Raw genomic sequence first — 12709 nt, 5'->3', positions numbered from 1 at the left:
CCCCCTACATTTTATCGAAATAACGTCGCTGGCAACCGTTACAACGACGGCCCCGTTAAAGGGCGGCACTGTTGGTTATTTTAATTTAAGTTTGAACTCCTTGGGCTGATAATCGCTTGTCCCCCAGCCATCAACTTGCAGGGTGACTTCGTTCCAATCCTCGTAATATAGACTGTCAAATACGATGGCTGAGCTTGCATATTTGCTGGCGCATAAATGCTGAATCTTTGGACTCGCCTGAACCTGATAAATTTTCCAACGTATAGAATACGATCATGGTCTGGTTGTCCGCCAATACCCCGTCCACGGTAACCTTATAACCCCCTCTCTCTTCCACAACCGGGCTCCTTCCCTTTCTTAGCATAGTTCGTGGAGCGCCGAAGCAATCCCGGCCGGGGAATTCAACGCTCTATATAAAGACGCCGCAAGGATATAAACGGTTTTATTTAAAAATTGAAGTGAAGGAAATAGTTTGACAATTTGAAAAGAGGTTTTGAAAACAAAAGGAGATGCGAGTATAGTTAATAAGGCAGTGCATGTAACCTTTTCATGGAAACGAGCGTCTAATTTCATGGGTAAACGTAATTTTTACATAACGATTAGGAGTTGATCTAGTGAACAAAGTGGTCAAGGAGCGATTGCCGCAGCTCGACATATTTCGCGCAATTGCCATTTTTGCAGTCATCCAGGTGCATTCTTCTTCATTTGCGGCTGCGGAGCAAGCGCTGACCTCACCGATTTATTATTTTTATAGTTGGATGAACATCTTTTTTAAGTTTGGCACTCCTACTTTCATATTTTTGAGCAGTTTCGTCCTCTTCTATAATTACTATGACCGGCCAATCAATAAAGAGCTTGTCGGCGGGTTTTACAAGAAACGGCTGCTTAATATTATTCTGCCGTACATTTTGGTTTCTTGTTGTTACTTTCTGGTGGTAGCGATCCAACGTCATGATTTAATCGCCAACTCCAAAATGTATGAATTGCAAAAACTGGTCAAGGGACTGTTAACGGGCACGTCTTACACCCATTTATATTTCGTATTTATCAGCATTCAGTTTTATATTCTGTTCCCGCTTTTGCTTTGGCTGTTTAAATCGTTCCGCAACAGCAAAGTGCTGATCGCGTTGATTTTGCCGGCGGGACTGGCCATTCAGTGGGCTTTCGTGTTCTTGAACAAATACCATCTTCATTTGCCGAATAAGGGAAGTTACGCCCCGACTTATATGGCGTACTACTTTATGGGAGCCGCGGTCGCCATCTGCTTCGACCGAATCAAGGGTTGGCTGCAGACCGACTGGCGCGACATGTCCCCAAAACAGCGGATATTGACGGCCGCAATGTGGATCGGTTGGTTAGCGGTCGCTTTTACCCATATTCAGCTATGGCATACCTACCGTCTAGGACTAAGCAGGCCCAACACATTTTGGTTCGAACTGGCCTGGAACGTGCAGGCCATGTTCTCGGCAATGGTGCTGCTGAGGGCGGCCTTTTTCATTCACCGTAGGGGTTCGGCATTTTGGAAAAAAGCTCTGACCCGGTTGGGCGAACTGTCATTTGCCATCTATTTGTTCCATCCAGCGGTTTTGCTCGTATACCGGGTATTCCGCACGAATAAAAATCTGCCCGGAGATTCTCCGCTCTACTTGCCGTACATCATCGGCGGGTCGTTGTGCGCGTTGTTTATCTCCTGGGTGTTCGTGCAATTTTGTTTTCGCAGGTTGCCTTTTGCCTGGGTGTTTCTGGGGAACGTCCCGGCTTCCTTGCGCAAAAAGAAACTGCCGAAACAGCCTGACGGCGGGCAAACACCGTCGGTTAACGCGAATTTGTAATACGTTTCAAAGACCCGGCCCGGGACGGCCGGGCTTTTCTTTTTGTTCGGGTTCGGGGAATAATAAAAAGAGGGGCATATTGGCTTGTACCGCGTTTCGGCGCATTGACGGTTTCAAAATAAATATGATAAGATAGGCCATATCCTTTAATTTGGTAGTATGGTAGCACTTTAATATATTAAAGTAAATAAAGCAACCAATGAGCGGGTGAGGTGAAGGTTTTGTCTAAACCAAAAGGATTTGAAAAACCGGCGGGCGTCCGGGATTATCTGCCTTTCGCCGTGGATAAGCTGAGGGCGATCGAGCGGCGCGTCCTCGATTGCATGGAGGGCTGGGGATACCGGCAAATCATGACGCCGACGATGGAATATTACGATACGGTGGGCGTAGCCAGTTCAACATCGGATCAGAAGCTGTTTAAACTGTTGAACAACCGGGGGACGACGATGGTCCTCCGTTCGGATATGACCGCCCCGATCGCTCGGGTCGTCGCTTCGCTGCTCAAAGAAGAGCCGCTGCCTTTAAGATTGTCTTATCATGCGAACGTATTTCGGGCGATCGAAGAGGAGGCGGGGAAGGAAGCTGAGTTTTACCAAACCGGCGTGGAGCTTGTCGGCGATGACTCGCCCGATGCGGACGCGGAGGTGGTCGCGCTGGCGGTGGCCTCCTTGCAGGCGGCCGGGGTCAAATCGTTCAAAATCGCGTTAGGGCATGTCGGGTTTCTGAACGGGCTGCTGGAAGAGGCCGTGCCCGGACGCGAAGACATCCGCGATGTGCTCAAAGACGGGCTGCTGCACCGCGATTTCGTCGGCTACCGTGAAACGCTCGCCGGGCTTGCTTTGGAGGAGCGGCAGCGCGCCGAATTGGAAGGGATTTTACGGCTGCGCGGAGGCAAGGAGATTTGCCGCCAGGCGCTGGAGCTGAGCGAAAATCCGACCGCCAAAGCGGCGGTAGAGCATCTTAGCCGGGTTTGGGACGCGTTGGAGGATTTCGGCGTGGCCGAGCATGTGATGATCGATCTGACGATGATCGGGGATTTTTCGTATTATACGGGCATGACGTTTGAAGGATATGCCGCCGAGCTCGGCTTTCCGGTATGCAGCGGCGGGCGGTACGACAATTTGCTGCACCAGTTTGGGCGGCCGGCTCCGGCGACGGGCTTCTCGCTGAAAACGAACCGGATTTTGGACGGCGTCGACGGGATTTCGGCCGAGCGGGAGCTGCCGATCTTGCTGCAATACGATGCACCGAACCGGAAGCGGGCTTTTGCCGAAGCGGAGCGGCTGCGCCGGGAGGGGCGAAGCGTGCTGATGCGGCATGCGGGCGCCGTGAATGAGCTGCTGCCGGGGGGCGGCCAGGCGGCGGGCGCCCGTACGGGGCCGCTTGGACCGTTGTACGGCGAAATCCTCACGATCACGAGCTTTTGACCGGACTTTACTTTGCAAGCAAGGGTACGAAAGGAGGGCTACGGGCTTGGGACAAATTATTAAAGTAGCGATGCCCAAAGGGCGCATTTATAAAAAAGCGGCGGCCCTGTTCCGCGAAGCGGGGATCGATATCCCGCACGACGTCGACGAGACCCGCAAGCTGGTCATTCCGCTGCCGGAGATCGGCATGGAATTTATTTTGGCGAAGCCGGTGGACGTTCCGACATATGTGGAGTACGGGGTGGCCGATATCGGCATCGTCGGCAAAGACGTGCTGATGGAGGAGAACCGGGATGTGTACGAACTGCTTGACCTCGGGATCGCCCGCTGCCGGATGTCGGTGATCGCGCTGCCCGACTGGAAGCCCGGCATTCAGCAAAGAGTGGCGACGAAGTATCCGAACGTGGCGTCGCAGTTTTTCCGGGAGCAGGGACAGCAGGTGGAGGTTATTAAACTGAACGGCTCGATCGAGCTGGCGCCGCTGATCGGCCTCGCCGACCGCATCGTCGATATGGTGGAAACGGGGCAAACGTTAAAGGAAAACGGGCTGGTCGAGCTTGAACGGATCTTTGACATCACCAGCCGCCTGATCGCCAACCGGGTAAGCTACCGGATGAAAAACGCGGAAATTCAGGCGGTGTGCGACGCGCTGGCCCAAGTGATCGTACGGGATCAGGTAAAGGCGTAAGCAGCGCAGGCTCGAAAGATATCAAGACCAATCTAAGTTGAGCTAAAGAAGGGAACGGGAATTAGTCAAGAAGGGCCAATATTATAGAAGGATGAACGAGGCGGGGGGAATGGCGAATGAAAATAGTGTCGGCGCAGGAGTTTGATTTGCGGCGGGAGGTCGAATACGGATCGCCGGAGCAAAACGAAGCGGTGCGCGCGATCGTCAAAGCGGTCAAAGAGCAGGGCGACGCGGCTTTGCTGGCGTATACGGAAAAGTTCGACGGTATGAAGCTTGAGGCCGCTTCGCTGAGGGTGACCCAGGAGGAGCTGAAGGCGGCGTACGACGCCGTGGAACCGTCGTTCGTTCAGGCAATCGCGGCGGCGGCGGACAACATCCGCCGTTTTCACGTCAGGCAGAAGCGCAATTCGTGGATGGACCTGCAGCCCGACGGAAGCTTGCTGGGCCAGATTATCCGGCCCTTGAAGCGGGTCGGCGTGTACGTTCCCGGCGGGAAAGCTGCGTATCCTTCCTCCGTGCTGATGAACGTCATCCCGGCGCAGGTGGCCGGCGTGCCGGAGATCGTGATGGTGACGCCACCGGCGACGGGCGGCAAAGCGGGCATCGACCCGTACATCCTCGTCGCCGCCGCCGAGGCCGGCGTGCACGAAATTTACCGGGCCGGGGGGGCGCAAGCGATCGCCGCGCTCGCTTACGGCACGGACACGATCGCGCCCGTCGATAAAATCTGCGGGCCGGGCAACATCTACGTCGCGCTGGCCAAACGCGAAGTGTACGGGGCCGTCGATATCGACAGCATCGCCGGCCCGAGCGAAATCGCCGTGCTGGCCGACGACAGCGCCGATCCCGCCTATGTGGCGGCGGATCTGTTGTCCCAGGCCGAACACGATGAAATGGCGTCGGCGATCCTGGTGACGCCGTCGGAGGCGTTTGCGCAGGCGTGCCTAGCGGAGATTCAGCGGCAACTGGCGGAATTGCCGCGGCGGGAGATCGCCAGTGCAGCGGTTGAACGGTATGGGGCGATCATCCTCGTCGATTCGATCGAAGATGGCATTCGTGCGATCAACCGGCTGGCGCCGGAGCATTTTGAGCTGATCGTGGAGAATCCGATGAATTACCTCGGTTTGATCGAAAACGCCGGGGCGATTTTTCTCGGTCCGTACAGCTCGGAGCCGGTCGGTGATTATTACGCCGGTCCGAACCATATCATTCCGACGAACGGGACGGCAAGGTTCTCCTCGCCGGTCGATGTGGACGATTTTATTAAGAAATCGAGTTTGATTTATTACAGCAAAGAAGCGCTCCTTTGGAACGGGGCGACGATTATGGAGCTGGCGCGCCGGGAAGGGCTGGAGGGCCACGCCCGGGCGATTGAAATCCGGCTGAATAAGGAAGGAAAGGCGGGAAACCAAGATGGCGGCAAACAATGAGGCAGGAACGGTACGGAAATCCGGCGTGAGCCGGAAAACGAATGAAACGGACATTCAGTTGGAATTTGCCCTGGACGGCAGCGGCCAGACCCGTTTGGAGACGGATGTGGCGTTTCTGAACCATATGCTGGATTTGTTCACGAAGCATGGCCAATTCGATCTGTCGGTACGGGCTAACGGCGACATTGAAATCGACGACCATCACACGGTCGAGGATATCGGCATTTGCTTGGGACAGGTGATCCGGGAAGCGCTGGGCGACAAAAAAGGAATCAAACGCTATGCCAGCGTTTTTATTCCGATGGACGAAGCGCTTGCCCAGGTCGTGATCGATGTCAGCAACCGTCCGCATTTTGAGTACCGGGCGGAGTATCCGTCGGACCGGGTCGGCAGCTTTGAGGTGCAGCTTGTTCACGAGTTTCTGTGGAAGCTGGCGCTGGAAGCGCGGATTACGCTGCACGTGATTGTCCACTATGGGCAAAATACGCATCATATGATCGAAGCGGTGTTTAAGGCGCTCGGGCGGGCACTTGACGAGGCTACGGCCATCGATCCGCGCGTCAGCGGCGTGCCGTCGACGAAGGGAGTGCTGTAGCGATGCGGATCGCAATCGTCGATTACGGCATGGGCAACCTGCACAGCGTGGGCAAAGCGGTGGAGCGCCTCGGCTACGAGGGGATCGTCACGGGCGACGAGGCGCGAGTTTTGGCAGCGGACGGCGTGCTGCTGCCGGGCGTCGGCGCTTTCGGCGACGCGATGGAGCATCTGCGCGCGTCGGGCCTGGACGCGGTGGTACGGCAGGCTGCTGCGAGCGGCAAACCGCTGCTCGGCATCTGCCTCGGGATGCAGCTGCTCTTCGACGAGAGCGAGGAGCATGGACGGAACGAGGGCCTGGGCTTGCTGCCGGGCAGGGCGGTGCGCTTTGCGGGCGGCGAGGGGTTGAAGGTGCCGCACATGGGCTGGAACCGGCTGGAATTTCTGCAGCCGGAAAACCCGCTGCTCGCCGGGCTGGAGGAGGGGCACGTGTACTTCGTGCACTCCTACCATGTGCTGCCCGAGCGGCGGGAGGACCTGCTGGCCGTCACGGACTACGGCCACCCGGTCACGGCGATCGTCGGCCGCGGCAACGTGTACGGGATGCAGTTCCATCCCGAGAAAAGCGGCCAGCTTGGGATGGCGCTGCTGCGGAACTTTCTGGCGCTCGTGGAGCGCCGTGCCGGCAGCGGGGCGGGCAGCTTGCGGCGGTAGGCCGTGGTGAGGCTGGCGGACCCGGGCCGGGCGGGCGGTGAGCTCGGCGGGCGTCGGGAGCGGAGAGCCGGCGGCCGCACGGCGGTAGTGGGCGGGGAGCGTGCAGCCTGAGGCGGTAGGCCGTGGCGAGGCTGGCAAACCCGGTCCGGGCAAGCCTGCTCGGTGGCAGTAGCGTTGCAGAAGATGATTCTAACGGTTGCCACAACCGCTATTTGTGCCCAAAACGTTGATTTCAAATTGTAACGGTTGCCATGGCGCTTATTTCGCTGAAACCCGGTCATTTTCACTAGATTAAGGGAAATAACAGCGCTCGCAACCGTTAGAGTTTGGAAAAGGTCTTTTTTCGTAAAATAGCGCCTGCTACAACCTGCTACAACCGTTATTTCCGGCGGGCGTGGGTGATAGTCGATAGTATCGGCTCGAAAACCTGAGCTTTGGCGAAATCCGGAAAGTACGTATCAGGGCAACAAGTTGTCCTTCTGTAAGAGTTAATGCAGCGCTAGTGGATCACTGCTGGCTCATTAGCGGTAATTTTTGGCCTTATATGGACTCGATTTCCGGCCTGGCCGTAAATAGCGGTAAAAAATGGTCTTATTTTCACCAGAGCGCTCCCAAAGGCCCCCCAATCGCTCCCGTTTGAGAAAATAACGACAAAAATGTCCGCTATTTCGGGCCAGTCTCGGAAAAGTGCCAATATAGCGCCATAAATTACCTTTATTTTTCAAGGAAATTTATTTGCGGCGGGAGGAGCAGAATCCGATGTCATCATTTACAATATATCCGGCGATCGATATCCGGGGCGGCCAGTGCGTCCGTCTTGTGCAGGGCGATTACGACCGGGAAACTGTGTATAACGCCAATCCGGTGGAGGTGGCCAAATCCTGGGAAGCCCAGGGCGGCGCGTTTATCCATGTGGTCGATTTGGACGGGGCCAAGGCCGGTCATCCCGTCAATGACGAATTGATCGGCGAGATCGCCCGCAGCGTGCAGGTACCCGTGCAGGTAGGCGGCGGGCTGCGCACGCTAGAGGACGTGAAGCGGCTGCTGGCGCTGGGCGTCAGCCGGGTCATTCTCGGCACGGCGGCGATCGAGGACCGGGCCTTTACGGAGGCGGTGCTGGGCACCTACGGGGACAAAGCGGCGATCGGCATCGACGCTCGAAACGGGTTCGTGGCGACGCGCGGCTGGCTGGAAACGTCGGAGGTTCAGGCCGAAGCGCTGGCGAAGGAACTGGCGGGCAAAGGGGCGGAGACGTTTATTTTTACCGATATTTCCCGCGACGGGATGATGCAGGGGCCCAACGTCGAAGCGATTTTATCGCTCGCCAAGGCCTCCGGCAAAACGGTGATCGCCTCCGGCGGCGTTACGGTGCAGGACGATTTGCTCCGTCTGGCCGCACATGCGAACGAGGGCGTAGGCGGCGCGATCGTCGGCAAAGCGCTGTATACCGGCAACTTCGAGCTGGTGCAGGCGATTGCCGCGATTCAAGCTTTGAAGTAGAGTGAGGCCAGGTTCTAGGGCCATCCGATCCAATTTTCCAAGCTGGATCCAAGTTGAAGCAGAAAGGAAGTCGAATCACCATGCTCGCAAAGCGAATTATCCCCTGTCTGGACGTCAAGGACGGCCGGGTCGTCAAGGGCGTCAATTTTGTGAACCTCCGCGATGCCGGAGATCCTGTGGAGCTGGCGGCGCTGTATGACCGCGAGGGAGCGGATGAGCTCGTGTTTTTGGACATTTCCGCCTCGCATGAAGGGCGGGCCACTATGGTCGAGGTCGTAAAGCAAACGGCTGGAGAAATCGCCATTCCGTTTACGGTAGGCGGGGGGATTTCCCAGGTGGATGATATGAAGCGCCTGCTGCGGGCCGGGGCCGACAAGATCGGGATCAACACGGCGGCGGTGCTGAACCCGCAGCTGATCTCGGACGGCGCACGCCGTTTTGGCTCGCAGTGCATTGTGGTGGCCGTGGACGCCAAATTCAACCCCGACTGGGGCGAATGGGAAGTGTACACCCATGGCGGCCGCAAGGCGACCGGAATCCGCGCGCTCGCATGGGTGCGGGAAGCCGAGAAGCTTGGCGCGGGAGAAATTTTGCTGACCAGCATGGATGCCGACGGCACCAAGGACGGATTTGATCTGCCGCTGACCCGGGCGGTTGGCAGGGCGGTGGGCATTCCGGTGATCGCTTCGGGCGGGGCCGGGGACATCGACGATTTTTACGAGGTGTTCACCGAGGGGCAGGCGGACGCGGCGCTAGCGGCGACGATTTTTCACTATAAAGAAATTGCGGTTCCGGATCTGAAAAAAGATCTGAAAGCCAAAGGGGTGGAGATACGATGACGGAAAATCAACCGTTGCAATATACATGTTCGATCGAAGAACTGGAGAAAACGATCAAATGGGACAGCCAGGGGCTCGTTCCGGCGATCGTACAGGATGCGGCCGGCAAAGAGGTGCTGATGCTGGCGTATATGAACCGCGAGTCGCTGCGCAAATCGCTGGAGACGGGGCAAACCTGGTTTTGGAGCCGGTCCCGCGGAGAGCTGTGGAACAAAGGGGCGACTTCGGGCAACACGCAGCGGATTGCCGCGCTTCGCTACGACTGTGATGGCGATACGCTGCTGGTGGAAGTTCATGCGAACGGTCCGGCTTGCCATACCGGTGAAAATACTTGCTTTTACCGTACGGCGGCAACGGCGGACGTAGGTGGAGCAGTGGCGTCAGTAGCAGGAGCGGGGACAGCGGAGGGTGCAACAATGTCAGCGGTGTCCGGGGCAGCTCCTCAGTGGGCAGGCTCCGGGGAAGGCTCTAGCGGGCCCGGTGACAGCCTTGCGTCCCAGGCGAACGGCTTAGACCGTTTCGCGGTGCTCGCCGAGCTGGAGCAGCTGATCGCCGAGCGCTACGAGCAGCGGCCGGAAGGGGCTTACACGACTTATTTGTTCGAGAAAGGGCTCGACAAAATCCTTAAAAAGGTCGGCGAGGAAACGGCCGAGTCGATCATCGCGGCGAAAAACGGCGACAATGACGAGCTGCGGTACGAGGTGAGCGATTTGATTTACCACTTGCTCGTTCTGCTGCGTGAGCGGGGTTTGCCGCTGGACGAAATCATGCGGGAACTGGAGCGGCGCCATGAGCGTCCGCGCCGCGACTAAGCGGGGGGAGGAAGGCCTTAAGATGCTGATCGATTACCATACGCATCATGACCGCTGCGGACACGCCGTCGGCAAGCTGGAGGAATACATCCGGCGGGGGATTGAAATCGGCTTATCCCAGATCGGCGTATCGGATCATATGCCGCTGCTGCATGTCGATCCGGCCGATTATTATCCGGAGATGGCTATGCCGCTGGACGAGCTGCCGCGTTACGTGGAGGAGGCCTTGGCGCTGAAGGAGAAATACCGCGGCCAAATCGAGGTAAAGGTCGGGCTGGAGGCCGATTACATCGAAGGCTGGGAAGAACGTATCGAAAGCATCGTTCGCGGTTATCCTTGGGATTATGTGATCGGTTCGGTGCATTTTCTCGGGGAATGGGATGTTTCGGATTTCCGTCAAGTGCACCATTGGGAAGGCCAGGACGTTTTCGCGGTCTATGAACGGTATTACGATGCTGTAACCAAGGCGGCAAAAACGGGCTTTTACGATATTATGGGCCACTTGGACGTCATCAAGCGCTTTGGATATAAACCGGAACCTGCGCTCCAAGAGGAAAACGTACGGCTGGAACGTCAGGCGCTTACTGCCGTGGCGGAAGCCGGGGTGGCCATGGAGCTGAACGCCTCCGGGCTGTCCAAGCCTTGCGCGGAAATGTTCCCGAGCGAGCGGATATTACAAATGGCGATCGGGCTGGGGATTCCGCTGACGTTGGGCTCGGATGCGCATGATCCGAACAAGCTCGGCGAACATCTGGATACGGCGCGGGCGGCTCTGTACAATCTGGGGGTTCGTGAGCTGGCGGCGTTTGCAGGGCGGCGAAGAACGATGGTGCCGCTTCACCCGTAGGAGGGCTTAATAGAGGTTGTTCAAAAAGTCATCTTTCCATGACAAAGCCGTTCATGAAGTGGATCGGGCGTCGAATCTTGAATTCAGCCGGGTGGGGATATGCTTCCGAAGCATGTTCCCTACGGAAACATTTCAGTTGCTCACGTAGGCTCACTAAGCTTATGCTTCCGAAGCCGTTTTCTCCGAAAACGTTTAGCTCCGCTACTCAGTCCCTAGCTTCATCCGACTAAAGCGTTTTGAAAAAACGCATATCGGAAGCATACGCTTCGGTCCTGAAAACCCGACTTTTTGAACACGGGTTTAAAGCCAACCGGAGCAGGAATTAGGCATGTATGTCGCGAAAATGGAACACTATAGGAATCAGAAGCTCGGGCGCTTCAGCCTAATTTATCGATATTCCGGGAGGATGTTATGGAAGGCAAAATGCGAATTTTCTCCGGTTCGTCCAATCCGAAGCTGGTGGCGGACATTTGCGGGCGGCTCGGCGTGGAGCCTGGGAAAATCAAGCTTTCGCGGTTCAAAAGCGGGGAAATCTACGTCCATTATGAGGAGAGCATCCGCAATTCCGACGTGTTTCTGGTTCAGGCGCTGTCCCACCCGACCAACGAGCTGTTCGTGGAGTTGCTGGTGATGATCGACGCGGCCAAGCGGGCTTCCGCCCGGACGGTTAATGTGATCCTGCCATATTACGGCTACGCCCGCCAGGAGCGCAAGTCGGCGCCCCGGGAGCCGATCTCGGCCAAGCTGGTAGCCGATGTGCTGACGACGGCGGGGGCCAGCCGGGTGGTCACGATCGACCTGCACGCCCCGGCGATCCAGGGCTTTTTCAACATCCCGGTCGATCATCTCACTGCGCTTGATTTGATGACCGAATATTTGAAATCCCGGAATATCCCGCGTCCGGTAATCGTATCGCCCGATGCCGGCCGGGCTTCGATGGCCGAAAAGCTGGCGAATGGGCTTGATTCTCCGTTTGCGATCATGATCAAAAAGCGTCCGGCCCACAACCAGTCGGTGATCACGCACGTGATTGGCGATGTGGCGGGACATACCCCGATCATTATCGAAGATTTGATCGACACCGGGTCGACCATCGTCAACGTCGTGGAAGGGCTGAAGGAGAGGGGGGCGGAGGATGCATACGTGTGCGCCACGCACGGATTGTTTTCCGGCGAGGCGCTGCAAAAGCTGCAGCACGAAAACATCCGCGAGGTCGTGGTGACCGACTCGATCGCGCAGCCGGAGCATCTCCCCCACTTTAAGGTGCTCTCCGTTGCCCCGATGCTGGCGAAGGCCATCCATTTTATTCTGGAGGGCGGGTCTATCGCCGCTTTGTTTAAAGATCGCGGGATTTGATTTGTAATAAGCGTAAAACTGGAACGGCGGACCGTCGGCCTTAAAAATAGCGGCACTTTATGTACTTATTATCGGGAGCCTTGCCATGTTCACCTCATTAGGGGCATTTTTTGCCCTTATATTATTTCGTAAGGAGGACCGCCGGCTTATCGGCGGATTTTCCTGCATCTACCGCATCTACCGCACCTACCAGCTACCACAGCTACCACAGCTACACTACCACTTCTACCGCATAACCGCCTCCACCACTTCTATCGCTTCTTCTGCTTGGCTGCGGCCTGTTCGCGGTTTTCGGCGGCCCGGAATCGGACGATCCGGCCGATGAGTTCCAGCGGCAGCGGTTCGTCCAAGGGGAATTGCACAGACCCTTTGGCATTTTTATACCCGGCCAGCTCGGCTTGAAATTCCTCAATCCCGCTGGGGGTGGGGTAAAAACCGATATGGTTTTTGAAAGCGGCAAAATGCACGAGGTTTTTGCCGGCCAGCGCAAAGGTGGGCATTTGGTAGCTGATTTTCTCGATAGCATCCGGCGCGGCTGCCTGGATCGTGCTGCGAATTTGCTGCAGCTTGCCGCAAACGTCCGCCGGAAACTGGGCGATATATTCATCGATTGTGGCAAATGTCCGCTTGCTTTCTTCCATAAGTCCTCCTTGGGCGCCCTTTCCGGGGTTTTATTTTTTCTTCCTAATCGACCTAACCGCCGTCCATATCACAATCACCAGCAATATGA

Annotated in this window: 13 protein-coding genes; 11 read left to right on the top strand and 2 right to left on the bottom strand. The window is 56.7% G+C overall.

All coding sequences use genetic code 11. The features are described 5' to 3' along the window. Nucleotides 1–175: 175 nt before the first annotated feature. A complete protein-coding gene (locus NYE74_RS02360) occupies nucleotides 176–337 on the bottom strand; it encodes a DUF4179 domain-containing protein (protein ID WP_115311267.1) in 162 nt (53 codons plus the stop codon). Nucleotides 338–614: 277 nt separating this feature from the next. Between NYE74_RS02360 and NYE74_RS02355 the strand changes: the two genes are divergently transcribed. From NYE74_RS02355 to NYE74_RS02305, 11 genes are all read left to right on the top strand, one after another. Further along, on the top strand, nucleotides 615–1832 hold the full coding sequence (locus tag NYE74_RS02355; protein WP_240752260.1) for an acyltransferase: 1218 nt from the start codon (nucleotides 615–617) through the stop codon (nucleotides 1830–1832). 221 nt (nucleotides 1833–2053) lie between these two features. Continuing rightward, nucleotides 2054–3259, top strand: a complete 1206-nt coding sequence (locus NYE74_RS02350) for an ATP phosphoribosyltransferase regulatory subunit (RefSeq protein WP_155619662.1) — start codon at nucleotides 2054–2056, stop codon at nucleotides 3257–3259. Between the two features lie 70 nt (nucleotides 3260–3329). Beyond that, entirely contained in the window at nucleotides 3330–3947 is a 618-nt protein-coding gene (hisG, locus tag NYE74_RS02345; RefSeq protein WP_371861014.1) for an ATP phosphoribosyltransferase, read from the top strand. 116 nt (nucleotides 3948–4063) lie between these two features. Beyond that, on the top strand, nucleotides 4064–5377 hold the full coding sequence (gene hisD, locus NYE74_RS02340; protein WP_036627173.1) for a histidinol dehydrogenase: 1314 nt from the start codon (nucleotides 4064–4066) through the stop codon (nucleotides 5375–5377). Then, nucleotides 5361–5972 carry an imidazoleglycerol-phosphate dehydratase HisB gene (gene hisB / locus NYE74_RS02335; RefSeq protein WP_036627170.1) on the top strand — a complete coding sequence of 204 codons (612 nt, stop codon included), beginning with the start codon at nucleotides 5361–5363 and terminating at the stop codon, nucleotides 5970–5972. The genes hisD and hisB overlap by 17 nt, the downstream gene beginning before the upstream one ends. A gap of 2 nt (nucleotides 5973–5974) precedes the next feature. Continuing rightward, a complete protein-coding gene (gene hisH, locus NYE74_RS02330) occupies nucleotides 5975–6625 on the top strand; it encodes an imidazole glycerol phosphate synthase subunit HisH (protein ID WP_278740320.1) in 651 nt (216 codons plus the stop codon). A gap of 759 nt (nucleotides 6626–7384) precedes the next feature. Continuing rightward, on the top strand, nucleotides 7385–8125 hold the full coding sequence (gene hisA / locus NYE74_RS02325) for a 1-(5-phosphoribosyl)-5-[(5-phosphoribosylamino)methylideneamino]imidazole-4-carboxamide isomerase (RefSeq protein WP_036627165.1): 741 nt from the start codon (nucleotides 7385–7387) through the stop codon (nucleotides 8123–8125). 80 nt (nucleotides 8126–8205) lie between these two features. After that, nucleotides 8206–8964 carry an imidazole glycerol phosphate synthase subunit HisF gene (gene hisF, locus NYE74_RS02320; protein ID WP_036627164.1) on the top strand — a complete coding sequence of 253 codons (759 nt, stop codon included), beginning with the start codon at nucleotides 8206–8208 and terminating at the stop codon, nucleotides 8962–8964. Beyond that, the gene (gene hisI / locus NYE74_RS02315; protein WP_051985800.1) at nucleotides 8961–9776 is read left to right on the top strand and encodes a phosphoribosyl-AMP cyclohydrolase; all 816 of its coding nucleotides are present in this window, start codon (nucleotides 8961–8963) and stop codon (nucleotides 9774–9776) included. The genes hisF and hisI overlap by 4 nt, the downstream gene beginning before the upstream one ends. A 22-nt stretch (nucleotides 9777–9798) precedes the next feature. Beyond that, nucleotides 9799–10623, top strand: a complete 825-nt coding sequence (gene hisJ, locus NYE74_RS02310) for a histidinol-phosphatase HisJ (RefSeq protein WP_036629020.1) — start codon at nucleotides 9799–9801, stop codon at nucleotides 10621–10623. A 411-nt stretch (nucleotides 10624–11034) separates the two neighbouring features. Continuing rightward, a complete protein-coding gene (locus NYE74_RS02305; RefSeq protein WP_036627163.1) occupies nucleotides 11035–11979 on the top strand; it encodes a ribose-phosphate diphosphokinase in 945 nt (314 codons plus the stop codon). A 251-nt stretch (nucleotides 11980–12230) separates the two neighbouring features. Here NYE74_RS02305 and NYE74_RS02300 read toward each other — a convergent pair whose 3' ends face one another. Further along, the gene (locus tag NYE74_RS02300) at nucleotides 12231–12620 is read right to left on the bottom strand and encodes an iron chaperone (RefSeq protein ID WP_036627162.1); all 390 of its coding nucleotides are present in this window, start codon (nucleotides 12618–12620) and stop codon (nucleotides 12231–12233) included. Nucleotides 12621–12709 lie beyond the last annotated feature (89 nt).

It is taken from the genome of Paenibacillus sp. FSL P4-0127 (genome assembly GCF_038007325.1).
GTDB lineage: Bacteria > Bacillota > Bacilli > Paenibacillales > Paenibacillaceae > Fontibacillus > Fontibacillus macerans.
Note: the sequence above shows the minus strand (reverse complement) of the source record. Positions and strands in the feature narration are given on the sequence as shown.

Excerpts from the sequence above, each read along its gene's own strand:
- hisG (WP_371861014.1), top strand. The coding sequence starts at position 3,330 with ATGCCCAAAGGGCGCATTTATAAAAAAGCGGCGGCCCTGTTCCGCGAA.
- hisD (WP_036627173.1), top strand. The coding sequence starts at position 4,064 with ATGAAAATAGTGTCGGCGCAGGAGTTTGATTTGCGGCGGGAGGTCGAA.
- hisB (WP_036627170.1), top strand. The coding sequence starts at position 5,361 with ATGGCGGCAAACAATGAGGCAGGAACGGTACGGAAATCCGGCGTGAGC.
- hisH (WP_278740320.1), top strand. The coding sequence starts at position 5,975 with ATGCGGATCGCAATCGTCGATTACGGCATGGGCAACCTGCACAGCGTG.
- hisA (WP_036627165.1), top strand. The coding sequence starts at position 7,385 with ATGTCATCATTTACAATATATCCGGCGATCGATATCCGGGGCGGCCAG.
- hisF (WP_036627164.1), top strand. The coding sequence starts at position 8,206 with ATGCTCGCAAAGCGAATTATCCCCTGTCTGGACGTCAAGGACGGCCGG.
- hisI (WP_051985800.1), top strand. The coding sequence starts at position 8,961 with ATGACGGAAAATCAACCGTTGCAATATACATGTTCGATCGAAGAACTG.
- hisJ (WP_036629020.1), top strand. The coding sequence starts at position 9,799 with ATGCTGATCGATTACCATACGCATCATGACCGCTGCGGACACGCCGTC.
- NYE74_RS02305 (WP_036627163.1), top strand. The coding sequence starts at position 11,035 with ATGGAAGGCAAAATGCGAATTTTCTCCGGTTCGTCCAATCCGAAGCTG.
- NYE74_RS02300 (WP_036627162.1), bottom strand. The coding sequence starts at position 12,620 with ATGGAAGAAAGCAAGCGGACATTTGCCACAATCGATGAATATATCGCC.